The 22330-nt window shown below is 57.6% G+C and carries 23 protein-coding genes; 6 read left to right on the top strand and 17 right to left on the bottom strand.

Annotated elements, in window-relative coordinates; all coding sequences use genetic code 11:
* Nucleotides 1-166 precede the first annotated feature (166 nt).
* The 4 genes from PMI28_RS08160 to PMI28_RS08175 all read right to left on the bottom strand — a co-directional run bounded on the left by PMI28_RS08160 (nucleotide 167) and on the right by PMI28_RS08175 (nucleotide 4383).
* A complete protein-coding gene (locus tag PMI28_RS08160) occupies nucleotides 167-2389 on the bottom strand; it encodes an autotransporter outer membrane beta-barrel domain-containing protein (RefSeq protein ID WP_007989620.1) in 2223 nt (740 codons plus the stop codon).
* A gap of 216 nt (nucleotides 2390-2605) precedes the next feature.
* A complete protein-coding gene (locus PMI28_RS08165; RefSeq protein WP_007989618.1) occupies nucleotides 2606-3286 on the bottom strand; it encodes a GNAT family N-acetyltransferase in 681 nt (226 codons plus the stop codon).
* A gap of 16 nt (nucleotides 3287-3302) precedes the next feature.
* On the bottom strand, nucleotides 3303-3749 hold the full coding sequence (locus PMI28_RS08170) for a GNAT family N-acetyltransferase (protein ID WP_007989616.1): 447 nt from the start codon (nucleotides 3747-3749) through the stop codon (nucleotides 3303-3305).
* Between the two features lie 10 nt (nucleotides 3750-3759).
* Nucleotides 3760-4383, bottom strand: a complete 624-nt coding sequence (locus tag PMI28_RS08175; RefSeq protein ID WP_007971713.1) for an FMN-binding negative transcriptional regulator — start codon at nucleotides 4381-4383, stop codon at nucleotides 3760-3762.
* 92 nt (nucleotides 4384-4475) lie between these two features.
* Here PMI28_RS08175 and pdxR point away from each other — a divergent pair, with 92 nt between their 5' ends.
* On the top strand, nucleotides 4476-6029 hold the full coding sequence (pdxR, locus tag PMI28_RS08180) for a MocR-like pyridoxine biosynthesis transcription factor PdxR (protein ID WP_007989614.1): 1554 nt from the start codon (nucleotides 4476-4478) through the stop codon (nucleotides 6027-6029).
* A gap of 35 nt (nucleotides 6030-6064) precedes the next feature.
* On the opposite strand, the gene PMI28_RS08185 is transcribed toward pdxR, so the two are convergent.
* Nucleotides 6065-6262, bottom strand: a complete 198-nt coding sequence (locus PMI28_RS08185) for a hypothetical protein (RefSeq protein WP_157395782.1) — start codon at nucleotides 6260-6262, stop codon at nucleotides 6065-6067.
* A 183-nt stretch (nucleotides 6263-6445) separates the two neighbouring features.
* Between PMI28_RS08185 and PMI28_RS08190 the strand changes: the two genes are divergently transcribed.
* Entirely contained in the window at nucleotides 6446-6871 is a 426-nt protein-coding gene (locus PMI28_RS08190; protein WP_007989611.1) for a GNAT family N-acetyltransferase, read from the top strand.
* 144 nt (nucleotides 6872-7015) lie between these two features.
* On the top strand, nucleotides 7016-8872 hold the full coding sequence (locus PMI28_RS08195; protein ID WP_007989609.1) for a P-loop NTPase fold protein: 1857 nt from the start codon (nucleotides 7016-7018) through the stop codon (nucleotides 8870-8872).
* Between the two features lie 246 nt (nucleotides 8873-9118).
* Here the strand turns inward: PMI28_RS08195 and PMI28_RS29860 are convergent, their stop codons facing one another.
* Both PMI28_RS29860 and PMI28_RS0128800 read right to left on the bottom strand, forming a co-directional pair.
* Nucleotides 9119-9430 (bottom strand): cupin, encoded by a 312-nt coding sequence (locus PMI28_RS29860; RefSeq protein WP_081501456.1) that lies wholly within the window; start codon nucleotides 9428-9430, stop codon nucleotides 9119-9121.
* A 454-nt stretch (nucleotides 9431-9884) separates the two neighbouring features.
* On the bottom strand, nucleotides 9885-10265 hold the full coding sequence (locus tag PMI28_RS0128800; protein WP_033063510.1) for a DUF6124 family protein: 381 nt from the start codon (nucleotides 10263-10265) through the stop codon (nucleotides 9885-9887).
* 510 nt (nucleotides 10266-10775) lie between these two features.
* On the opposite strand from PMI28_RS0128800, the gene PMI28_RS08205 reads away from it, so the two are divergent.
* Complete coding sequence (locus PMI28_RS08205) at nucleotides 10776-10985, top strand: hypothetical protein (RefSeq protein WP_007989605.1); 210 nt, start codon at nucleotides 10776-10778, stop codon at nucleotides 10983-10985.
* A 256-nt stretch (nucleotides 10986-11241) separates the two neighbouring features.
* Complete coding sequence (locus tag PMI28_RS08210) at nucleotides 11242-11634, top strand: hypothetical protein (protein ID WP_007989602.1); 393 nt, start codon at nucleotides 11242-11244, stop codon at nucleotides 11632-11634.
* A gap of 246 nt (nucleotides 11635-11880) precedes the next feature.
* Here PMI28_RS08210 and PMI28_RS08215 read toward each other — a convergent pair whose 3' ends face one another.
* From PMI28_RS08215 to exbB, 8 genes are all read right to left on the bottom strand, one after another.
* A complete protein-coding gene (locus tag PMI28_RS08215; RefSeq protein WP_007989600.1) occupies nucleotides 11881-12645 on the bottom strand; it encodes a Fic/DOC family protein in 765 nt (254 codons plus the stop codon).
* The gene (locus PMI28_RS08220; protein WP_007989598.1) at nucleotides 12642-12899 is read right to left on the bottom strand and encodes a hypothetical protein; all 258 of its coding nucleotides are present in this window, start codon (nucleotides 12897-12899) and stop codon (nucleotides 12642-12644) included. Before PMI28_RS08220 ends, PMI28_RS08215 begins: the two co-directional genes overlap by 4 nt.
* Nucleotides 12900-13078: 179 nt before the next feature.
* On the bottom strand, nucleotides 13079-14479 hold the full coding sequence (locus PMI28_RS08225) for an aminoacyl-tRNA deacylase and HDOD domain-containing protein (protein WP_007989597.1): 1401 nt from the start codon (nucleotides 14477-14479) through the stop codon (nucleotides 13079-13081).
* 78 nt (nucleotides 14480-14557) lie between these two features.
* Nucleotides 14558-16633, bottom strand: a complete 2076-nt coding sequence (gene recG, locus PMI28_RS08230) for an ATP-dependent DNA helicase RecG (RefSeq protein ID WP_007989596.1) — start codon at nucleotides 16631-16633, stop codon at nucleotides 14558-14560.
* Between the two features lie 9 nt (nucleotides 16634-16642).
* Nucleotides 16643-17572, bottom strand: a complete 930-nt coding sequence (locus tag PMI28_RS08235; protein WP_007989594.1) for a hydrogen peroxide-inducible genes activator — start codon at nucleotides 17570-17572, stop codon at nucleotides 16643-16645.
* A 252-nt stretch (nucleotides 17573-17824) separates the two neighbouring features.
* Entirely contained in the window at nucleotides 17825-18574 is a 750-nt protein-coding gene (locus tag PMI28_RS08240) for an energy transducer TonB family protein (RefSeq protein WP_007989592.1), read from the bottom strand.
* Complete coding sequence (exbD, locus tag PMI28_RS08245; RefSeq protein ID WP_007989589.1) at nucleotides 18571-18999, bottom strand: TonB system transport protein ExbD; 429 nt, start codon at nucleotides 18997-18999, stop codon at nucleotides 18571-18573. The genes PMI28_RS08240 and exbD overlap by 4 nt, the downstream gene beginning before the upstream one ends.
* Nucleotides 19000-19005: 6 nt before the next feature.
* Nucleotides 19006-19959, bottom strand: coding sequence for a tonB-system energizer ExbB (exbB, locus tag PMI28_RS08250; protein ID WP_007989587.1), 954 nt, complete (start codon nucleotides 19957-19959; stop codon nucleotides 19006-19008).
* Between the two features lie 188 nt (nucleotides 19960-20147).
* Here exbB and PMI28_RS08255 point away from each other — a divergent pair, with 188 nt between their 5' ends.
* Nucleotides 20148-21005: an SDR family oxidoreductase gene (locus tag PMI28_RS08255; RefSeq protein WP_007989585.1), complete on the top strand. Its 858-nt coding sequence runs from the start codon at nucleotides 20148-20150 to the stop codon at nucleotides 21003-21005.
* Between the two features lie 128 nt (nucleotides 21006-21133).
* Here PMI28_RS08255 and PMI28_RS08260 read toward each other — a convergent pair whose 3' ends face one another.
* Nucleotides 21134-21874: a hypothetical protein gene (locus tag PMI28_RS08260; protein WP_007989583.1), complete on the bottom strand. Its 741-nt coding sequence runs from the start codon at nucleotides 21872-21874 to the stop codon at nucleotides 21134-21136.
* 67 nt (nucleotides 21875-21941) lie between these two features.
* A complete protein-coding gene (locus PMI28_RS08265) occupies nucleotides 21942-22322 on the bottom strand; it encodes a RidA family protein (protein ID WP_003229509.1) in 381 nt (126 codons plus the stop codon).
* Nucleotides 22323-22330: the final 8 nt, after the last annotated feature.

The following is a 22330-nucleotide window of genomic DNA, read 5'->3' as shown; positions in this document are numbered from 1 at the left end:
GTGCTCCCCTTTTTTTTGCCCGCAAATCCGTTCATGAAAGCGTCGCCTATCCTGTGGGAGCGGGCTTGCTCGCGAAAGCGGTGTGACAGCGACACAAATACTGAATGACACTCCGCCTTCGCGAGCAAGCCCGCTCCCACAGGTTCTGTGTTGGGCCAGTGGTTGATCAGAACGCCATCCGCCATTGACCCGTCACGCCGTGGCTGCGGCTGTCGCTACCGACTTCGCCGTTATAGCCGACGCCCAGGGTATGCCGCGGCGAAAGGGACAGTTCCAGCGCGGCGTCCAGGCTCAGGCTGTCACGATCCAGTGCTGTCCCCCGAACGGTGAAGCTCCTGCTGCCCGTTTTCAGTTTTTGCCGGGTACGGCTGTCGATGTCACCGTAGATATGCTTCCAGCCGGCACTGAAGCTCGGTGTCAGGCGCATGCCGTTGTCCAGCGTATTGAGTCGGGCGAGGCGCAAGCCAAAAGTGCTGCCAATGTTGTCCTGAGTTTGCCCCTCGACCTGCAAAGCCGCCGGGCCACCTTTTTCTGTATAACCATCGCGCTGGTAACGCTGATAGCCGAGATTGGCGAACGGCTCGGCACTCAGGTTGCCGGTGCCCAGGTTGTAGCCGAGTTCCGCGAAGGCTTGCCGGGTACTGGCGTCGTAGTTGCCTTTGAGGCGATCGCTGAATCCGTTGAACGCCACCCGGCGTTTGCTGCTGCCGTCGTGGCTGCTGTGGGTGGCGCCCAAGCGTATCGCCAGTGGTCCGCTTTGGCGAAGAGCGTAGGCACCGAGATGAACACTCTCGAGATTCCCGTCCAGCTGGTTAGCATCCAGACGGGTGCGCGATTTGCCGCCGATCACACCCAGTCGCCATTGCTCATCGACTGTCCAGTCCGCACCCAGCACCAGGCCTTTGGTGGCATGACGCAATGCACTGCTGCCCTGGCCGCGATCGAGCGTGCCTCCATTGCCCAGCGCCTGTAGCCAGACCCTGCCGTTGTTTTCGCCATCCGCTGTCAGACGTGGCGAACCTTTTGAGTAAATGAGTTGAGTGCTATCCAGTTGGCGCATGGCTGACAGCATGCTGGTGCTGACCGGATTGACACTCGTAAGCGTGGCATTGCCAAGATTGGCATTGCTGCCCCCCGCCAATTGCTCCAGCGCCCGCGCTGCGGTGGTTTTGTTGGCCCCCATCAGAGCCGCGATCGCGGCGTTCGTTACCTGGGCAGGCTTGAACGATGCGACTGTTGGTCGGGAGACCGGGGAAGGGGTTTGAGCTGTGCCGGAAGCTTGAGTGGCAGGTGGTGCAAGTGATGTTTCAGCGGAGGGTTGAACGGTAGGCACCGGAGCAGTAACGGAGGTATCAAGGACAGTAGTTGGAGCCGCAGCAGTAACGGAGGTTTCAGTGACAGGCAATGGGCTCGGCGCATTGATGCTGTTTATTGCATCAGGGGGTACCTGAACCGATGGAATTTCCTCTGTTTGTGAAATGTTCTGAGCGAACTCCCGTCCGTTGGCAGAGATGGCTACGCTCTCGATCTCCACATCATTTCGAACGAAGGTCAGGCCGACGGTCTTTTCGTTGTACTGCAATGTCGGAGTCAAGAACGCCAGATCGTTGCGAACCTTGCCAAACTCACCTTCGATTCGGCCGGCCTCAATGACCGAGTATTGGCTGGTCACCGGGTATTCACCCGTTACTGCGACAATCTTTAGCGTGGCATCGCCAAGACGGGCAGTGCCATCGACTTTAATCGTTTCGCTGCGGCCATCGGGGTTGACCTCATAGGCCAGTTCGGCGGTTTTATAAAGGGTAAGGTCGCCCCTCACGCGTGGGGCTCCGTGCAAGGCATTAACCTCAAGATGGCCTTCTACCTGCAGGTGGCCGACTTGGCCATTGCCACGAAACGTCCCTCGTTTATCAACGGACACTTGACCGACAATGCTTCCATGGTTGGTCAGCGTGGCGTTGTTCATCACGATGGCGCCGTCACGAAAGTCATCTGCCCCCGTCAGTGTCCACTGGCCTCGTTTGATGTGCAGAAAATCGAAATTGCGGCTTTCTCCAAGCTCACCGCCATTCGCAGTATCGAGTTGCAGCGCGTTGTTGCCGCCGCCTCCATCAACCAGGCCATCGAAACGGCCGCGTCGACTGACAGTGACCAGGTCATGGTCATCACCCAGCTTCAATGCGATGCCGTCAGCACCTGTTTCTGGCTTGGTTATCGGGGTTCTGACGGTGGCTGGATCATTGATCAGTGCTTCCAGCCGCGCCCTCTGTTCGGCGGGCAGATCAATGGGCACGGTTGACTGTTCAGCGATTGCGCAGCCTGCATGGCCGAAGGCGACGGAAATCGCCAGTGCCATGCAATGGGGTCGGTAAGCATGTCGGATCAACATGGGGTTCAGCCTCTCGTGAAGGGAGGCCAAACTCTAAAAGTCGATGAAAATTCGCGATGCCGGGCGTTTCCGGGTAGCTGGCAGTCCGCAGAAGCGGCGCTTGTAGCCCAATCACCGGAAGGTTTCGATCTTGCCCGGATTCACCCGTTTGTCAGCCGTTTTTCCTTACAGCATTCCCGGACGTGTCCGTTGGCGTAGTGTCGGAAACTCGTCTACTTACTGCCCTTGGCTACGACACTCCGCCAACCCTTTCACCTGCCCCGAAGCCGTCTGGTTCTCAGCGCTCAGCCACTTCTCAAACCCGGCGCCAATCGCCGGCCATTCCGAGTCCAGGATCGAGTACCACGCGGTATCGCGGTTCTGCCCCTTGACCACCATGTGCTGGCGGAACACGCCTTCAAAACTGAAGCCCAATCGCTCAGCCGCGTATTTGGAGCGGGCGTTGGCGTTGTTGCATTTCCATTCCAGGCGACGGTAACCCAGGGCAAAGGATTCCCTGGCCAGCAGGTAAACCGCCTCGGTGCTTTTCGGCGAGCGCTGCATCGGGGCACCGAAGGTGACGTGGCCGATTTCGATGCGGCCCTGGGCCGGGACGATAGACATCAGGCTGAGAATGCCTTGTACCTCGCCGCTGGCGCGGTCGATCACGCTGAAAAAATACGGGTCGCTGCTGACCGCGTGGTTGTTCAGCCAGTCGTTGAAGGTGCTGCGTTCGGGGAAGGGGCCGTAAGGCAAGTAGTCCCACAGTTTTGGATCGGCACCCGGGCCTTGCAGCGCATTGAACAGGTCGTCGCCATGGCGCGCCGGGTCGAGTTTTTCCAGGCGGATGTAACGGCCTTCGATCAGTTGAGTCGTGGGAGCCGGGACGCCTTTCCAGTCGGCGAGTGAAATCGACATGCTGTTCTCCTTGAACCTAAATGGCTTTGCGAAACTGGATGAAACCGGGGCGCTCGGCAATGCGCTCGTAGAGCTGGATCGCGGTGGCGTTGGTTTCGTGGGTCAGCCAGTGCACCTTGTTGCAGCCGTCTGCCTTGGCCGTGGTGTAGACGAACTCGATCAGCTGACGGCCGACGCCGGTGCCACGGGTTTCCGGGACCACCAGCAAATCTTGCAGGTAGCAGGAGTTTTCGATGGCCCAGTTCGAACGATGGTAGATGAAATGCACCATGCCCACCGCTTTACCGTCAGCCCAGGCGAGGGCGGCGTGGGTTGGCTCGTGCGGATCGAGCATGCGCTGCCAGGTGCTGTGGGTGACGACCTCCGGCAACTCGGTTTTATAGAAGCGCAGGTAGGCTTGCCAAAGCGGCAGCCACGCCGCGTGATCACCGGAGGTGACTTGGCGAATGTCGATTTGACTCATGGTGATTTCCTTAGCGCATCAATTGGGCGAGGGTCTGGTCGTTGACGTCGGGGCTGGCGGCCAGGCCTTCGCGTACGCCGGCGATGTCGGCGGGGCTGCGGTTCTGGCTGAGCTTGCGCTTGCCTTCCAGACGGTCGATGGGAATGGCGAAACCGACGATGGCCTTGAGCATGCCGTCGATGTAATCGGCGGGGGCATCGGCCACTGACCACGGTTGGGCGCGGCCAGCTTCATGACGGTCGGTGAGGGTGCTGACGATGTCGAGCAGCCGCCCGCCATCGCTAAAGGTTTCGGCTCGGCCATAGGCGTGTACGGCGACGTAGTTCCAGGTTGGCACGACTTTGCCGTGTTCGGCCTTGCTCGGGTAGAAGCCGGGGCTGACGTAGGCGTCGGCACCGGCAAAAATCAGCAGGGCTTCGGCACCGTCGCGCAGGTCTTTCCACTGTGGATTGGCTTTGGCCAGATGCCCGTACAACGTGCCGTTCAAGCCTTGTTCGCAATGCAGCAGCACCGGCACATGACTGGCTTGCAGGCCGCTTTCGCCGTGGGTCACCAATATGGCGAGACGGGTGGCGAGGATCAGTTCATGTAGTTGGGACAACTCGTCGATGGCAAAAGCGCGCGGCGTATACATGGAGATATTTTCCTTGGCGAATGTCTTCATCCTAGGCAGGCTATTGGTCTGTTGTAAGAGCCATTAATGACCAATTTCATGGGTCCATTGTCATGACAGATGCGCCGCTTTCCTTGTCGTTCAACCCGGCCGGTATCGAACTTGATCGTCGCCAGGGGTTGAGTCGCCAGCTCTATCAGGCCTTGCGACTTCGCGTTCTCGACGGACGATTGGCCAGCGGTACACGTCTGCCAGCCAGTCGTGACCTGGCTGCGGCGCTGGCGATTTCCCGTAACAGCGTGGTGCGTGCCTACGATCAGCTGTACGCCGAAGGCTTCATTGAGGGGCGAGTCGGAGATGGCACCTATGTCGCGCAACTGCCTCAAGCGGTGTTGCCGACAAAAAAACTATCCACAAAAGTATCCACAGGGTTTTCAACAGGCTTACCCACAGCCTTATCCACAAATTGGCTCGATTTACCTGTGAATTCATCCAGCAAAGTTATCCACAGCAACGCGTTGGCGCGGGTTGAAAACAACCATTTGGCCAGCCCGCCGAGTGGTCCGCCTCGAGCTTTTCGGGTGGGTGTTCCGGCGTTCGATCTGTTCCCGTTCGAGGTCTGGGCCAAGCTGAATGCGGCTTTCTGGCGCAAACCGGATTTGCAGCAACTGTGTTACGGCGACCCGGCCGGCGATGCGCGCTTGCGTGGAATGATCGCCGCGTATTTGCGCAGTTCCCGTGGCATGCAGTGCACGGCTGAACAAATTGTGATCACCAGTGGCGCGCAGCAGGGGATTAGCCTTTGTGCACAGCTGCTGGTGGAGCCCGGTGACGGGGTGGCGATTGAAAATCCGGGGTATCGGGCGGCCGGTCATGCGTTCGCCGTGGCGGGTGCCCGGTTGCATGGGGTCGCGGTGGATAGCGAGGGTATCGACTGCAACGCACTGGCACAGCTCGGCGATTGTCGTCTGACCTACGTCACACCGTCCCATCAGTACCCCACCGGGGTGGTGATGAGCCTGGCTCGCCGCCTGGAGTTGCTGGCCTGGGCAGAACGCACTCAGGGCTGGATCGTCGAGGATGACTATGATGGCGAGTACCGCTACAGCGGTGCGCCGCTGGCACCTTTGGCAGCACTGGACCGACAAGGCCGGGTGCTCTACGTCGGCACGTTCGGCAAAGTGGCGTTTCCGGCGTTGCGCTTGGGTTACCTGGTGTTGCCGGCAGGGCTGGTGCAGGCGTTTGCCCAGCGTCGTGCCGTGGACGTACGCCATTCTGAAGTCAGTACCCAGGCGGTGATGGCCGAATTCATGGCGGCCGGGCACTTCCAGCGGCATATCCGCCGCATGCGCCGTGCGGCGCTGAGCCGGCGTAATACGCTGCTCAGCGGCTGGCCGGTGGATGTGCCTGGCGTCGGTCAGTTGCCCACCGTCGCCGCGGGGCTGCACATGACCGTACCCGTCGATAGCGTGGCGCGTGAACGTGAATTGATCGAGTTGGCGCAAAGCGTCGATGTCGAGATCAACGGTTTGAGCAGCTATTGGTTGCCCGACTCTGCAATGCCAATGGATCAGCGCGCGGGACTGGTGCTGGGCTTTGCTGCCGTGCCCGAAAAAGCGATCGAGTCAGCGCTGGAGCGATTGCGCAGTGTGTGGCAGGTTCGCTGACGCGGGCGGCTTTTCAGTCCGCCCGCCGGGCTGTTTCAGGGTTGAGCTTCGAGTTGGAAGAACAGCGTCGAGTCGCTGATGCGCCTCAACACGTAGTCGATCGGTGCCAGGGTGGTGAGTGCCTGGCGGTAAATAAATATCGCGGGTAAAAAAGGTTCTTCACGGAATCCAGGGAAGAACCATTTCCATGTGTGATAAGGGAATTCCTGAATCATTGCGAAATTGCGCTTCACTTGACCACCCGTTTGCATTCGACCTGACCAGCACGCGTTGTAACCATGATCGGCAGAGAACGGCCAAGAGCAGCCATTCAGCCCATCAAAAAACGGACGATTGATGCATTTACTGATTCACCATGGGGTGACAGAAATGGGCTACCTTGTTGACCCAGTTACTCACAGCTCAGGGAGAGCGACATGTCTGTAGAAATCCAGCTTTCGGAAAATGCGACTGAAGCAGAGCGGTTAGGAATATTGACTCCGTTACTGGCCCATAATCTGGCCAACGGTGGGGACGACGCCTATGAAACATTTGCCCTGTTGCTACGAGACCCTGACAGTAACGAAGTTATAGGCGGGCTATACGGAAAGTTCTCCTATCGCTGGCTGCTCATTGACCTTGTCAGCGTTCCCGAGTCGATGCGTGGCCAAGGTATCGGAGAACGGCTAATGCGCATGGCCGAAGATATCGCTCAGAAAAAGAACTGCACTGGTATCTGGCTGGAGACCTTCAGCTTTCAGGCACCCGGTTTTTATCAAAAACTTGGCTACTCCGAATTCGGACGCCTGGCAGACTATCCACCGGGACATACCCGGCTCTATTACCAGAAGTCGTTGTGCTGACAGCGTTTTGATCTTGGCCCGATAGTTGCCTCGTGGCAGACCACAATCGGTTGAAGCTGCCAGTCGCATGAGAATTTTGACGCGTTCCAGATGGAGATACCGTAAGGTCGTTTACTTTCCATTACCAGCCTAGGCGAGGTTTATATGAGCAACTCCCACATTCATGACTTCGCTCTTGAATACTGCTTTTCTCCTACCCCTCCACAATATGCTCTGCTTCTTAAGGGAGCATGGGGTTCAGGTAAAACATGGTTTGTAGAAAAACTAGCCAATGCCATTAGAAAAAAAGAAGGGCGCGAGCTTTATATTAGTCTTTACGGGCTTAACTCCTTCTCAGCTATCGAGTATGAATTTTACAGGAAACTTCATCCCATACTATCAAATAAAGGAATGGAGATCGCAGGTAAGGTTCTTAGGGGGGCTCTAAAAGCAACTTTAAAAGTCGATCTAGATATGGATGGAAAGCCTGATGGCTCAGCCAGCATATCCATCCCCAGCTTAAATCTACCTGAATATCTTAGAAATACATCTGGTCTAGTTTTGATTTTCGATGACATTGAACGTTGTTCGATAAAGCTTAGCGACTTGCTCGGCTATATAAACCATTTTGTCGAACATCAAGACTATAAGGTAATATTGGTCGCGAACGAAGATGAACTTGTAAAAGACGAAAACTACAAAACCATCAAAGAAAAACTAGTTGGAAAAACTTTTGAAATCACACCGCAAATTGATGATGCTTTAGACAACTTCATCAACGACACAGGATCAGAGCAGTTTTTCGAAGCTCATCGAGAGTTAATCAAGGAAACACACTTCCAGTCGAACTACAAGAATTTGCGTCATCTACGACAGGCACTACTCGATTTCGCACGTCTCGAGCATAAGCTACCAGAGGATGTTACCCAATCTTCTGAGTTGATGGCACACCTTCTACGCCTTTTCCTTATTTTCACTATTGAAATTCGACATGGGAAAATGTCCGCCTGTGATATCGGTAATTTAAAGAAGCAATGGATTGCGTATGCAGTGTCGGAGAAGCGTGAAAAACAACAAGGAAACCATGAAAAACCACTGGCTACAACACTGGTCGAAAAGTATAGGAATTTTGACACTCACGACACTCTTATTGAGCAAGACGTTTGGCTAGACATACTAGGCAGCGGAATTATTAATAGTGATGTCATTTGTGATCAACTGAAAAACTCTAAATACTTGTTCACCGAAAGCTCCCCCACTTGGGTGAGACTGTGGAACTTTAGAAGCCACACGGATGACGAATTCAGAATATTAGTTTCTGAGGTCTGGAATCAGTTTGAAAACTCGCAACTGACTGCTCATTATGAGTTAAAACACGTTTTCGGAATGATGCTCTTCTTCTCTGACAACGGCCTAATCAACAAGAGCATTGATCAAATTATTGTCACGGCTAAAAACTGCGTCACCGTTCTTCGTAAAGACGGACACTTCAATAAGCGGCGCATTACCGGTTTTCGTGATGATGAGTCAGCGATGGGGATGGGCTACATATATTGTGAGCGAGAGGAGTTTCGCGAATTCTGCGAACACCTAAAGCAACAAGAGGAGGAAGCCTATCTTGATACTTTCCCGACCATAAGCATAGAGCTACTAGCACTTCTAAAAGCCGCCCCGTCGGACTTCTCTCAACAGCTTCACAGTTCAAATTATGGCAGCGGTACGTATTATGATGTTCCAATCTTAAATAGTCTCGCCCCGTCCGCCTTCGTCGAGGCTTTGTTAGCACTCAAGGCCAATGAACTTGATGGCGCCTGCCAATTCTTCAGGGAGCGCTATAGAAATAAAAGCATGTCCGATATCGTCAAGGAACGAGAGTGGGTAGTGTCTGTCAAGACACTTTTAGAGAGAGAAACTAAAGCTCGCGCTGGGACTTTATTCGGACACTGCTTAAAAGAAATTATAAATCGATCAATAAATAGAGCGCTCGTAGACTTGCCAAGCGAGACTAGCTCTCCATCATAGAAAAAAACAGAAGGTTTTCGACCGGAGTCGGCCGTTGCTCTACAGGTGTCTATTTTGAGCTGAATTCTTTCTTTGCTGACCGGCAGCTATGGGTCGATTCTTGCCTGTCATTAGGGGCAGAAAACGACCCAACATGCGGACGGTCGTGTCATTCGTTGAATATTTTTAATGTAATGAACCAAGTCGGTATACGAAAGACAATATAATTACCACGAGTAGGTAATCATGAGCGACAGCCTTGCGAACTCAAACGCTGCCCTCACGTTCGATAACCAGAATCCGTGCTTCCCCATGAGGATGTGCAACATGTTCACATCCTACTCCCGCGAAAAACACGTCGCCAACCACCAGTGTTACGATCCGCTCGATGCCCGATTCGCGATAATGCATATCGACCGTGCCATCGAGGACTGCAAATACCTCTTCACCATCGTTTACATGCCACTTGTATGGCTGGTCGGTCCAGTGGAGACGGACCGTGGTTCCGCCCATGTTAGCGATATCGTCAGCACCCCAAGCGCGAGTGGCGGTGAAATCTTTGCTTCGAATAATTCTCATCGACAGTAGTTCTCGAACAGGCACTGAGTTTCTATCAATTTAACAGAACCTTCGACCGTCCGCTTCTGGCCGAGGCTGTGTAAAAACGTTTTTGAGCGCGACAGGTACTCAAAATCGGACTGGAAATCGCGTTTCTACGCGAAATCCACATCTGCTGACGTGCCGATAAATTTCAGATTTAACACAGATGCGCATACTTCAATTTTTGTGAAGCGTTTTTACACACTCTGGGCCGTTAGCTGCCCTCCGCGAAGGGCAGCTATGGGTCGTTCTCTGCCGGTCATGTCCATGAATCGTGCTAGTCAAATCCAATGCAAATGACTGGTCAGGTCGAATGCAAATGGGTGGGCAGTCCGTGCAATTATCCAATCATGGCTTGCTTCAAAAAATCAGCCCCAATTGTTTACGACAATTGGGGCTGTGCTTTCTCTGCGCGAGTAATTTTGATCCAGCTTTATGCTTTGACAAGACTCCCCGGTATTTCTGGGTCATCTAGATGATCCAGTGCTCGCTCCACCAGTAAATGAACTCCATCAGCCAGGCGGCTGATTGCCAAGGCAATAGAGCGGCGCGAGCCATCAACATCGTCTGCGAGATCGGCGGCTATGGCGCTGATGGATAGTAGGTCTTCTGAGGCGTTAGCGAGTAATGCTTCGGTGTTGACGTTTGGGTACACGCTGAAGAGCTGGCCTTTGCGTTTTGGTGGTGTTTGTTTTGGTGGGGCAAGATGGTGATCTAGGGCGCGTTCCGCGGCTTCATGAAGCCTTTTGGTATCGAGGCCCTCGTAGGGAGATGTGTCAGGGTTATCTGGCGGATTGGGTGTTGGCTTGATCATTGGTGTATCCCGATATGTGTGTTTAGGGACTGACACCTTTTCGCTTGCATTCGAATGGTGGTGGCAGCCGTGCGCAGGTGTGCAAGACCGGGCATATCGGACCCCGGCAGGTCCCAAAGGGACCTCCCACGCACAGCCGCCATATAGCGATCCAAAAAAGCATTTTTAATGCTCAATGGTTTGCGAGGCGTTTGCGCGGCGATATGTACCGGACTTGCACGTCCGTGTCACCGTTTTTTGCGGTGATGAACAGAGGTTAACCGGGGATATGGAAGGTGAATAGTTCATGGAGGGCTCTACTTTTCGAAGGAAAATTCCGAGAAGGTTGCGGGGAATAGGTACGAAATCGCACTCCACTTAAACGTCTCTTTTCACGTGCCTGCTCAACCATTTGGGTTGCATCTGACCGTTAAGCTACATTGAGTTTGACCATGATGTTTCGTAGTCATGATCGACAAGGAAATGACGTAGTGTTGCCAAAGGCAGCAAATGACCTAAGCAGGATTCACGATGCCAAATTTAGATCTACTCCCATCCCTGCTGCAAAAGATCAACGAAAACCAAATTGCTCTCGAAGCCGCCATCATGGAGCTTTCGAACTGGGTCGAGCAGCGTGGATCAGATGACGTCGCCAATAACGTGCGTAGCGCCCTCTCTACCATCAGCAAGAACGAAGAGTTCATCAATATGACGCTCGCTGTAATGATGGAGGGCGATTGACTGTAATCGGCTATTGATTCATTCAAGGCACCACGCAAAAGCGATGAAACCATTGGCGATATCAATGCAATAACTCAAATTCAGGTCAAGAAATTGTAGTTTTTGAAAGCAACTGAAAGACGTGTTTCGTCAATGACTTGGTAGTCATCAGCGTCAAAAACGGCGACATCTTCTTCTAACGAAACTCGATGGTGGCGTTCCTGTTCGAAGCCGTTACACTGCCCCGGCCGTTCAATTTTCTTCTGAGGCTGTGCGCATGAAATTTCGTTTTCTGCTGTGGATGCTGGGTTTGTTGATGGGTAAGGCCAGCCGGACCAATCCGGCGTTTCAGCAGCAGTTGGGTGACAAGGACCTGGTGTTTCAGCTGCAGACCCTGGACGGCAAAGTGGCGCGGCACTTTCGGGTGAAGGACCAGCGCATTACCAGCCAATCGGGTGTGCATGCCGAGCCTGCGTTTGCGATTGCCTTTAAAGACGCCGCGTATGGCTTTGCCACGATGCAGGCGAAGAACAAGCAACTGGCGTTCATGACGGGGATTCAGGACAAGTCGATCCAGATCAAGGGCAACCCGGCGCTGGTGATCTGGTTCCAGGGGCTGACCAAGTATTTGAAGCCGAAGAAGGCCAAGCCTAAGGCTAATGCCGCTTAGTTAAGCCACAACGCAATCTGTAGCAGCTGGCGTAGCCTGCGTCCGGCTGCGCAGCAGTCGTAAATCCGGCTTGCACGATCTCTCAGACGTACCGCGAACTCTGATTTTACGACTGCTGCGCAGCCGGACGCAGCCTTCGGCAGCTGCTACAAGGAGGGTGTAGCGTCTGGGTTCGTCTAACTGATCGGCATTGGGCCTAAGGCTTGTGGTTTTTTCCGGCCGACCGCGAGGATTCGTCGTAAGTTTTCAGTCATCCGACTCCTGCGGGCCTGATGTGTCGAGTGATCGGGCCCTGTAAGTCTTGTAGATCTGCTGGACTTCCGGATTATCCAGGCTCTCGTAAGTAATGCCTTCCTTGTCCAGGCCATCCAGGCCTCTGATGCTACTGATGGTCGCTGGCCACTCGTCGCGACTGGCGATATCGACTACGAACGGTTTCAGGTAATGGTCGAGATGCCTCTCGCGAGGTTCTCGAATTTCGTCACTGAGTGCCCGCAGGTAGTCGTCTTTGGTGGTCTTTGACCAGTCGATGGCGAACCTGGCCCGATAGCAGAGTTCCATGAAGACCAACAGGATCGTGCGCCCATTGCCGTCAAGAAAGGGGTGTGCGAATGCTAGCTGGCCCATTACTTCGCCAGGGCGCTCTCTGAAACGCTTGTGGTCCGCTGCAAGCTCCAGTGCATAGTCGACAGACATCTTGATGGCGTTCGGATGCTCAAAGACGGTGGCTCGCGGATCGCCGTGCAGGCCCTTGAAGACGGCCAGATGAGGGACCAGTTCGTTCCGGTCTTTCCCTGCCCAGGGATAGAAGCCGGAGAAGAGGATTTCATGAACTTTGAGGACGGACGTGTAATCGATCGGCTTCGTCTTGGCCAGATAGGCCAGGGCCTCTTCGATGCTCAATTCGAACGCGAAATGTTCTGACTCTTTGACTTCAGTGGGGTCTTTCAGCTGTAGCGAATTTTGAAGGTAGCCAGCCGTTTCGAAATCGCCGAAAGGATCAAACGTCATGCGCTACGTTTCTTCGAGCGCCTCTCCTGAAGGTAACGCCCTTGCAGCGCCAGGGCCTCCGACTTGCTCAGAGCACCTTTTTTCTTGAGATTGACCAGCAGCTGTTCGACGCCATCCAGTTCGACGATATCGCCAGCCAGGCAAGTAATGGTCACGGCCATACGACTCATGCCGTCAGGTTCGGCAGTGATCTTGTGGTGCTTGGCAAGCTTGCGGACTTGGCTTGCAACACTGGCAGCCGCTGTTTGGGTCATCGGAAAGCCCTCTGTTTGCAGTCAAATCATAGCAGTGCGCTTGCTTGTTGTCGTTGTTGGACCGAACGGGGGCAAGCCCCCTCGCCACAGAAGCGTCTTCGGATCGCAGCCCATGGCAAGGCATGCGCCCACAGGGATTATCTAAATCCTGTGGGGGCGCGGTTTGCCCGCGATGCTTTTCAGCCTTGGGTGAATTGCGAGGCGAGTTCGCGCAGCAGTACTTCGGCTTCGAGGACTTTGCTGACCACGTCGTTGGCTTTGTCGCGGGTCAGGCCGAGGCGTTCGAGCAGGGCGTCGGGGATGTCTTCGTCCGGACCGGAACCGATGCCTCGGCTGCGCAGCAGGCGGACCGACAGGCACACCAGGTTCGGGTACTCGGCGTAAGGGCCATCGTAGGCTGGATCGTGCTGGAAGCGCAGGGCGGTGGCCAGTTCTTCGGGCATGTCCCAGTGGCGCATCAGCCACGAGCCGATCTGTTCACGGCTGATGCCCAGCAGGTGTTGTTCCACAAAACTGTGGCACAGGTGCGGGTTGACCTCCAGGTGACGGCAGATCAGCGAGAAGTGCGGCGGGAACACGTGGGCCAGCAGCAGGTAGCCGAAGTTGTGCAGCAGGCCCGCGAGGTAGGTCAGGCCGGCTTCAGGGCGTTGGGCGCGCGGCATGGCGCGGGTCAGGCCTTCGATGACGGCGGCGGTGTAGATTGATTGCTGCCAGTACGGCGTGGAGTGTTGCGGGTGGTCCTTGGGCAGGCTGAGGGTTTTGCCCAGGGCCAGGCCCAGCGCCAGGTTGATCACCAGGTCGAAGCCCAGCACGCGCACGATGGCGTCTTCCACCGAGCGAATCTTGCCCGGCGAGGCGTAGTACGGCGACGCCGCCCAACTCACGACTTGTGCCGCCAGCGCCGGGTCGGTTTCGACCACGCCGGTGATGTCGTCGATGGTGGCGTTGGGGTCGACGCGCAGCTTGATGATTTTTTGCGCGGTTTCAGCCAGCGGCGGAATTTCGATGGTCGCTTCCAGACGCTGCTGGATACGCCGTGCGGTGAACGCCTGGACGGCCTGGGTGATTTCCTCGCGGTCGTCATCGGGGCGGTCGAGGTTGGGACGGATGCTGGTCAGCTTTTCGCCGAAGTTGGCGGCGCTGGCCTTGGTCAGCATGGTCTTGAAGTCTTCGCTGGAAATTTCCAGCAGCACGCCCGGCTCACCGGAATTGACCAGCAGCTTCGGTTCACGCAGCAGGCTTTCGTCGTACAGGCAGGGTGAACTGGTCAGCGCCGGCAGGCCCGGCAGCAAGCTGAGGTTGTGCTTGCCGAGCATTTTTGTCAGGCGCTCGGTCGGTACGGCGGTGAGGCGGCGACCGGTGAGTTCGGTGAGGCGATTGAGGTCGAGCAATTGGCTCTGTGGGAACAACACCATCAGCGCGCCAACGCTGTCATCCAGTAAAACGGCCTGGATCTTGCGCGCGGCATTGAGGCCGTGGTGGTCCGGCACTTCTTCGTAGGTTATGCCTAACTTGCCCAGCATCAGCCGAATAACCGACGGAGCGTGCGGGGTGTCGGGTGCGAAGGCAACGTCGGTCATGGTTTGTATCCGTGCTAAAACAATTGCAGGAGTATAACCAGCTTGCCTGGGGCCACGCCTCAGAAACTGCGACGGTTGTCACACTTGGCCGTATTGTTGGCCATGACGCAGCCAGCGGTCGAGTAGCGGGCTGACGTGGGTCGGCCAGCGCTCGAGCAATGCCTGGGCGGCATCCCGCACGGCGGGCAACAAATCGGCATCGCGCATCAGGTCGGCGACCTTGAATTGAAGCAGGCCGGTTTGCCGGGTGCCGAGCATTTCGCCGGGGCCGCGCAGTTCGAGGTCTTTTTCGGCGATGACAAAACCGTCGTTGGTTTCACGCATGATGCCCAGGCGCTGACGACCGATCTGCGACAGCGGCGGATGGTAGAGCAGCACGCAATGGCTGACGGCGCTGCCTCGCCCGACGCGGCCGCGCAACTGGTGCAATTGCGCCAGGCCCAGGCGTTCAGGGTTCTCGATGATCATCAGGCTGGCGTTGGGTACGTCGACGCCCACTTCGATCACTGTGGTCGCGACCAGCAGTTGCAGGTTGCCGGCCTTGAACTCGGCCATCACCGCGGCTTTTTCGGCAGGCTTCATGCGGCCGTGGATCAGCCCGACTTTCAACTCGCCGAGGGCGGCGGTGAGGTCTTCAAAGGTGGTTTCGGCGGCCTGGCAGGTCAGCTCTTCCGACTCTTCGATCAGTGTGCACACCCAATAGGCTTGTCGCCCTTCGGCGCAAGCGCTGCGCACCCGCTCGATGACTTCGACCCGCCGGGTGTCGGTGATCAGCACGGTGTTGACCGGGGTGCGGCCGGGGGGCAGTTCGTCGAGGATCGAGGTGTCGAGATCGGCATAGGCGCTCATGGCCAGCGTGCGCGGAATCGGCGTGGCGGTCATGATCAGTTGATGCGGGCACATGCGCCCGCCGACACCTTTCTGCCGCAAGGCCAGGCGTTGCTGTACGCCGAAACGGTGCTGTTCATCAATGATTGCCAGCGCGAGGTTCTTGAATTGCACTTCGTCCTGGAACAGCGCGTGGGTACCGACCACCATCGGTATGCCGCTGGCGATTTGTTCCAGCGCGGCGGTGCGGTTCTTGCCCTTGAGCTTGCCGGCGAGCCACGCGACTTCGATGCCCAGCGGTTCGAGCCAGCGCTTGAAGGTGATGAAGTGCTGCTCGGCAAGAATCTCGGTGGGCGCCATCAGCGCGACCTGATAACCGGCCTCCAACGCTTGCAGTGCGGCAAGGGCGGCGACTACGGTTTTACCGGCGCCGACGTCACCCTGGATCAACCGCAGCATCGGTTCGTGCTGGCTGAGGTCGTAGGCGATTTCGTTGCCAACCCGTTGCTGGGCACCGGTTGGGTTGAAGCCGAGGTTGGCCAGGTATTGGGCCGGCAGTTGGGTGGCTTTGGGCATCGCCGGCGCGCGTAGGGAGCGCATGCTTTCGCGCAGGCGTTGTTGCGACAGTTGATGGGTCAGCAGCTCTTCGAAGGCCAGACGGTGCTGCGCCCAGTGGTGTCCGAGGGCCAGTTCATCGACGTCGGCATCGGCGGGCGGGTTGTGCAAATAGCGGATCGCATCGGCCAGCGGCGCCAGTTGGTAGTCGCGGGCCAGTTCATTCGGCAGCCAGTCGGGCAGGCTGCTGGGGCCGAGCAGGGTGAGGGTCTGCATGCACAACTGGCGCAAGCGCTGTTGGGTCAGGCCTTCGGTGAGCGGGTAGACCGGGGTCAGTGTTTCATCCACGGGCGGCGGTTCGTCACCGGTGATGGCACGGTATTCCGGGTGGTAGATCTCCAGCCCCGAAGCACCGGGCCGTGCCTCGCCGTAGCAGCGAATCCGCGTACCGCGTTTGAGGCCTTCTTTCTGCGCATTGCTGAAATGGTAGAAACGCAGGCTTAAGCCCCCGGTGCCATCCTGCAACCGCACCACCAGGCTGCGCCGCCGGCCCATGACCACATCGGCGCCGCTGACGGTGCCTTCAATGACCGCGTCCTGTCCGGGTCGCAGTGCGCCAATCGGGACCACACGGGTGCGGTCCTGATAGCGCAACGGCAGGTGAAACAGTACGTCCTGGAGGTTTTCCAGGCCGACCTTGGCCAGTTTTTCGGCCATGGCTTCACCGACACCCTTGAGTGCCGTTACCGACACTTGCGACAACTCGGTCATGGCAACGACTTAACCGACAGCCACCGGTGCCGCGGGCTTGGCCACCGAGCACAGGCGAATGGAGTCGGCGAGGATTTCAATCGCCTTCGGACGCGGGAAGCTGGCGCGCCAGGCAATGGCCACCGTGCGGAACGGTACGGGTGCCGAGAGTGGACGCACTTCGATTACGCCGGGGGCGTAGTGATGGCTGTCGACCGCCGACAACGGCAGGATCGAAATCCCGAGGCCCGAGGCGACCATGTGGCGAATGGTTTCCAGGGAGCTGGATTCCACCGTGGTGTGCTTGGCGCCGTCGTTGCCTTTGGTCAGGGTCGGGCAGGCTTCCAGTACCTGATCACGGAAGCAGTGACCTTCGCCGAGCAGCAGCAGGCTCTTGTCGTTGAGCATGTTGGCGTCGATGGATTCTTTTTGCGTCCACGGGTGCTGCGCCGGCATCAGGACGTAGAACGGCTCGTCGTAGAGTTGCAGGGTCAGCACGTCGGCTTCGCTGAACGGCAGGGCGATGATGATCGCATCGAGCTCGCCGTTGCGCAGTTTGTCGCGCAGCACGTGGGTGAAGTTTTCTTCGATGTACAACGGCATCTGCGGGGCGACCCGGTGCAGTTGCGGAATCAGGTGCGGGAACAGATACGGCCCAACGGTGTAGATCGCACCGACTTTGAGTGGGGCGGTCAGCTGGTTCTTGCCGGCCTGGGCCAGTTCGCGAATGCCCTGGGCCTGCTCCAGCACTTTTTGCGCCTGGGCCACGATACCTTCGCCGACCGGGGTCAGGCGTACGGCGCTTTTGCTGCGCTCGAAAATCAGCACACCGAGTTCGTCTTCAAGCTTTTTCACGCCCACCGAAAGGGTCGGCTGGCTGACATGGCAACGCTCGGCCGCGTGGCCGAAGTGCTGCTCTTGGGCGAGGGTAACGATGTAGCGTAATTCTGTGAGAGTCATAGCAAGCGTCCATGAATTTGCGTGCCAAGCATACCGGCTGCAATCGATAGACGCACGTTATCAGACTGAGAGTGTCGAGTGACACCGGGCAATGCCGGTTTGCCGCTGGCAGATAAGAGAAAGGCACCTTTCGGTGCCTTTTGCTTGGCGCATAACCCTGTGGGAGCGGGCTTGCTCGCGAAAGCGGTGCTTCAGGCGACATCAATGTCGAATGATTTACCGTCTTCGCGAGCAAGCCCGCTCCCACATTTTTTACCGGCGGCGTTTTTCCAGCGAGTAAACAAACGGTGCAACGATTTCGATGGAGCCATTGGTCAGCATGTCGGCGGGTGGCTTGGGCAGCGGTTGGGCGCGGCGGATCATTTCCAGGGTGGCCCGGTCCAGATCGGCCGTGCCCGAGGCGCCTACCAGCTCAAACGACAACACATTGCCTTCGGCATCCACGACGAAACGCAGACGGTTCATCCCTTCCTTGCCCCGCGCCTGTGCACTCGCAGGGTACTTTTTGTACTTCTGCAGGTGCGCCAGCAGCGTGCCTTGCCAACTGGCCTTGGCCGCCAGTTGAGCCGGCGAAGGGCCGGGCGCAGGCTGGGCGGATTTCTCCGTTGGCGCCTGGGTCTGTTGCGTTTCTGCCGGTTTCTCTTCGGCCGGTTTTTCCTTCGGCGGTTCGGGTTTCTTCTCTACCGGCTTGGGCGGCTGCGGCTTCGGCTTGGGTTTGACCGGCTTGGGCACGGCAATTTCAGCTTTCGGCGCTTCAGCGAGCTTGGGAATCGGCAGTTCTTCGACCGGAGCCGGTGGCTGCGGTGGCGTGACGACCTTCGGCGGTGCAGGCGGTGGCGGGGCCGGAACCGGTGCCAGTTCGACCAGCATTGCCTGAGGCGGCAACTCGATGGGCGGACGGGCGGACCAGTTCAGCGCCAGCGCGATGGCCAGCGCGTGAACACCCAGCACCACCGCCAGGCTACCGCTGTAACGCGTCAGCTTATGGCGCGTCGTGATCATTTCTTGGCTGCCGTCTCGAGTCCGACCAGACCCACCTTCAAGTAACCGGCAGAGCGCAGGTTGTCCATCACGCTCATCAGGTCGCCGTAATCCACGCCTTTGTCGGCCTGGAAGAAGATTGTCGTGTCTTTCTTGCCCTGGGTTTTGGCGTCGAGGGTGGCGCCGAGTGCTTCGGCCTTCACTTCGTCTTCACCAAGGAACAGGCGCTGGTCAGCCTTGACGCTGAGGAACACCGGTTTCTCTGGCCGCGGCGCCGGTTTGGCGGTCGAGGCGGGCAGGTCGACCTTGATGTCCACGGTGGCCAGCGGGGCCGCCACCATGAAGATGATCAACAGCACCAGCATCACGTCGATGAACGGCGTGACGTTGATTTCGTGGTTTTCGGACAGATCGTCGTCTGCCCCTTCTTTCAAATGCAGGCCCATGGCCGATTACCCCACTTTCACCATGTGCGGTTGCGAGCTGCGCTCAGGCTGGTGGTCGAGGTCGCGGCTGACCAGCAGCAGGACCTGTGCCGATGCATCGGACACCTGAGCCTTGTAACCGGCGATGGAGCGGGCAAAGACGTTGTAGATCACGACTGCAGGGATCGCTGCAACCAGGCCCAGCGCGGTAGCCAGCAGGGCTTCGGCGATGCCGGGAGCGACGACGGCGAGGTTGGTGGTCTGGGTTTTGGCAATGCCGATGAAGCTGTTCATGATGCCCCACACGGTACCGAACAGGCCGACGAACGGCGCAGTGGAGCCGATGGTGGCCAGCACGCCGGTGCCGCTGCTCATGTTGCGACCGCAGGCCGCCACCAGACGCTCAAGACGGAAGCTAACGCGTTCCTTGATGCCTTCTTTCTCGCGGCTGTTGACCGACAGGCGCATCTCTTCGAGAGCGTCGTGCACCAGCAGGTTGGCGAGGGTGCCTTCCTTCGCCGCCGTGGCGCTGGCCTCCTTGAGGGAGGCGGATTTTTTCAGCTGGGCGATTTCACCGCGCAGACGACGCTTGGCGCCCATCAGCTCAAGGCCCTTGGCGATCCAGATGGTCCAGGTGATGATCGAGGCGATGGCCAGGCCGATCATCACGATTTTCACGATAATGTCGGCGTTCTTGTACATGCCCCACGGCGACAGGTCATGGGCCATGCCCAGGGTGTTGTCGGCTTCGAGGACTTGAGGAACGTCTTCACCCGGGTTTTCTGCCGGTGCTGCCTGAGCAGGATCGGTCGCGGCCGGAGCAACGGCCGGTGCGGGTGCTGCGGCGGCTGGAGTCGCTGGCGGCTGGGCATCGGCGAAAGCGGCGACTGGCGCGAGCATCAGGCTGAGGAACAGCGCGGCCGCTGTGCTCCAGGCGCGAGGTCGTTTGGTTGGCGAAGCGGGGAATTGATTGCGTGTCATGCTGGCCGGACCTGAGAGAAAAAACGGGTGATGTTCTTCCAGGCCTCGAAAGGCCGAGAACAAAAGTGGGGTGCATTATTGCAAGTAATTCTTGTTAACAAAAGTAATAGCGTCTCTTTTTTTCCTGCATTGCTAGCCGCCTGTCTATTGCCGGCGCTAGTCTGTGGCTTTCCGATGGGAGTTTTCTGATGTCTGCGCCTACTGTTTTGATCGCCGGCTGCGGTGATGTCGGCAGCCGCCTGGCCACGCAATTGCTGGCGGCGGGGTGGGAGGTTCATGGCCTGCGACGCGATGTTTCACGCCTGCCCAAGGGTGTCATCGGCGTTGCCGGTGACTTGTTCAACAAAGACTGCCCGGCCACTTGGCCAGTTGGCGCCGTGGATTACCTGGTGTATTGCGCGGCGGCCACCGATCACGATGAGGCCGGTTACCGTGCTGCCTATGTCCAGGGCCTGGAGCATGTGCTGGAGTGGCTGAACGACTACGGGCAGCTGCCCAATCGCCTGCTGTTCGTTTCCAGTAGCAGTGTCTACGGTCAGCAGGATGGCGAATGGGTCGACGAGACTTCACCGGCCGTGGCAGCGGGCTATTCCGGGCGTGTGATGCTCGAAGCCGAGCAACTTGCGCTCAAAAGCGGCATTCCAGCCAGTATCGTGCGCTTGACCGGTATTTACGGCCCCGGCCGGGAATGGCTGCTGACGCAGGTGCGCCGGGGTTATCGCGTGGCGGTTGAGCCACCGTTGTATGCCAACCGGATTCATGCGGACGATGCCGCAGGGTTGATGGCGTGCCTGCTTGAGGCGGATCGGCGTGGCGTGGCGCTGGATGATGTCTACATCGGTGTCGATGACGCGCCGGCAGCGCTGGCCGATGTGGTGGGCTGGTTGCGTGAGTATCTGGGCGTGACCGAATGGGCCGATGACGACAGCGTGCGTCGCACTGGCAGCAAGCGCTGCAGCAATGCGCGGGCGAAAGCCTTGGGCTGGAAGCCGACGTATCCGAGTTTTCGCGAGGGTTATGGGGCGATCATTGAAGGGCGTTGCTGAATTTCAGACACCCCGAAACAACTGTGGGAGCGGGCTTGCTCGCGAATGGGGGCATGACATCCAACATCTCTGTTGGCTGTTACACCGCTTTCGCGAGCAAGCTCGCTCCCACATGGGTTATGCGCAGGTTACTGCTTCTCGAGCAACCACTTGCGCTCACCCGGAGTGAACGAAGGCATTTCGTCCGCCTGCGCCGTGTTCACGGTCTGGAAAATCTCCAGCTCCTTGCCCTTGCGCGCAAAGATCCAGGCGTTGCCCTGGCCATTGAGTTGCAGCCACATGTTGTCATTGCCGCCGCTCATGGAGGCGCAATCGCCAGCCAGGCACAACGCATAGCGGTCGCTGCCGGGCAGGCCGGTCACCTGGCCGTCGGCCTGGAATTGAACCGTGTTGCCTTCGCCGGTACCGCTGACGATTGTCCAGCTGCCGCCCATATAGGCTGAATACAGTGCACGCTCGAAACTGGCGCCGATCGGAGCGCCGTCCGGCACCGGAATCTGGGCGCGGTCGAAAACCTGCTCGGGCTCGTTTTCGCTGGCGGACTGGCTGAGTTGCTTGCCATCACGCTTCAGCTCGCTGGCCGAGCTGCCATAAAAGTCGATTTTCCAGGCGCCGGATTCTTCACCCAGCAGCTTGCCGTCGACATTTTCAAAACCATTGGTGTAGCGGGCCTGACCGGCCTTGGTGTTGATGTCCCATTCCAGGTTCGGGCCATAGGCCTGGAGCGCTTCACGCAGAGGGACGCCTTTGGCGGCAGCATCGATCGCCACCTGGTTAATCCAGGTGCCGCTGATATCTCGGTCGGCAGGGTTGCTGGCACATCCGCCCAAGAGTAGGGCGAGCAGCGAGAGAGCAAGCGCGTTGCGCATGGTGGAATCCTTTCAAGCTTTCTTTACAGCAGAGCAGTCGGCGCAGCCCGAGGCTGCGCCGCACGCATTACTCGATGACCAGGATGGCATCCATTTCAACCTGCGAACCCTTTGGCAGGGCCGCTACGCCGATGGCGGCGCGGGCCGGGTAAGGCTGGTCGAAGTACTTGCCCATGATCTCGTTGACCTTGGCGAAGTGGCTCAGGTCGGTGAGGAAAATGTTCAGCTTGACGATGTCCTTGAACGAACCACCGGCCGCTTCGGCCACGGCTTTGAGGTTCTCGAAAACCTGGACGGTCTGGGCTTCGAAGCCTTCAACCAGTTCCATGGTTTTTGGGTCCAGAGGAATCTGGCCCGACATGTAAACGGTGTTGCCAGCCTTGATCGCCTGGGAGTAAGTACCGATGGCGGCCGGGGCCTTGTCGCTGGTGATAACAGTCTTGGTCATTGATGACT

This window comes from Pseudomonas sp. GM48, from assembly GCF_000282335.1.
Taxonomy (GTDB): domain Bacteria; phylum Pseudomonadota; class Gammaproteobacteria; order Pseudomonadales; family Pseudomonadaceae; genus Aquipseudomonas.
Note: the sequence above shows the minus strand (reverse complement) of the source record. Positions and strands in the feature narration are given on the sequence as shown.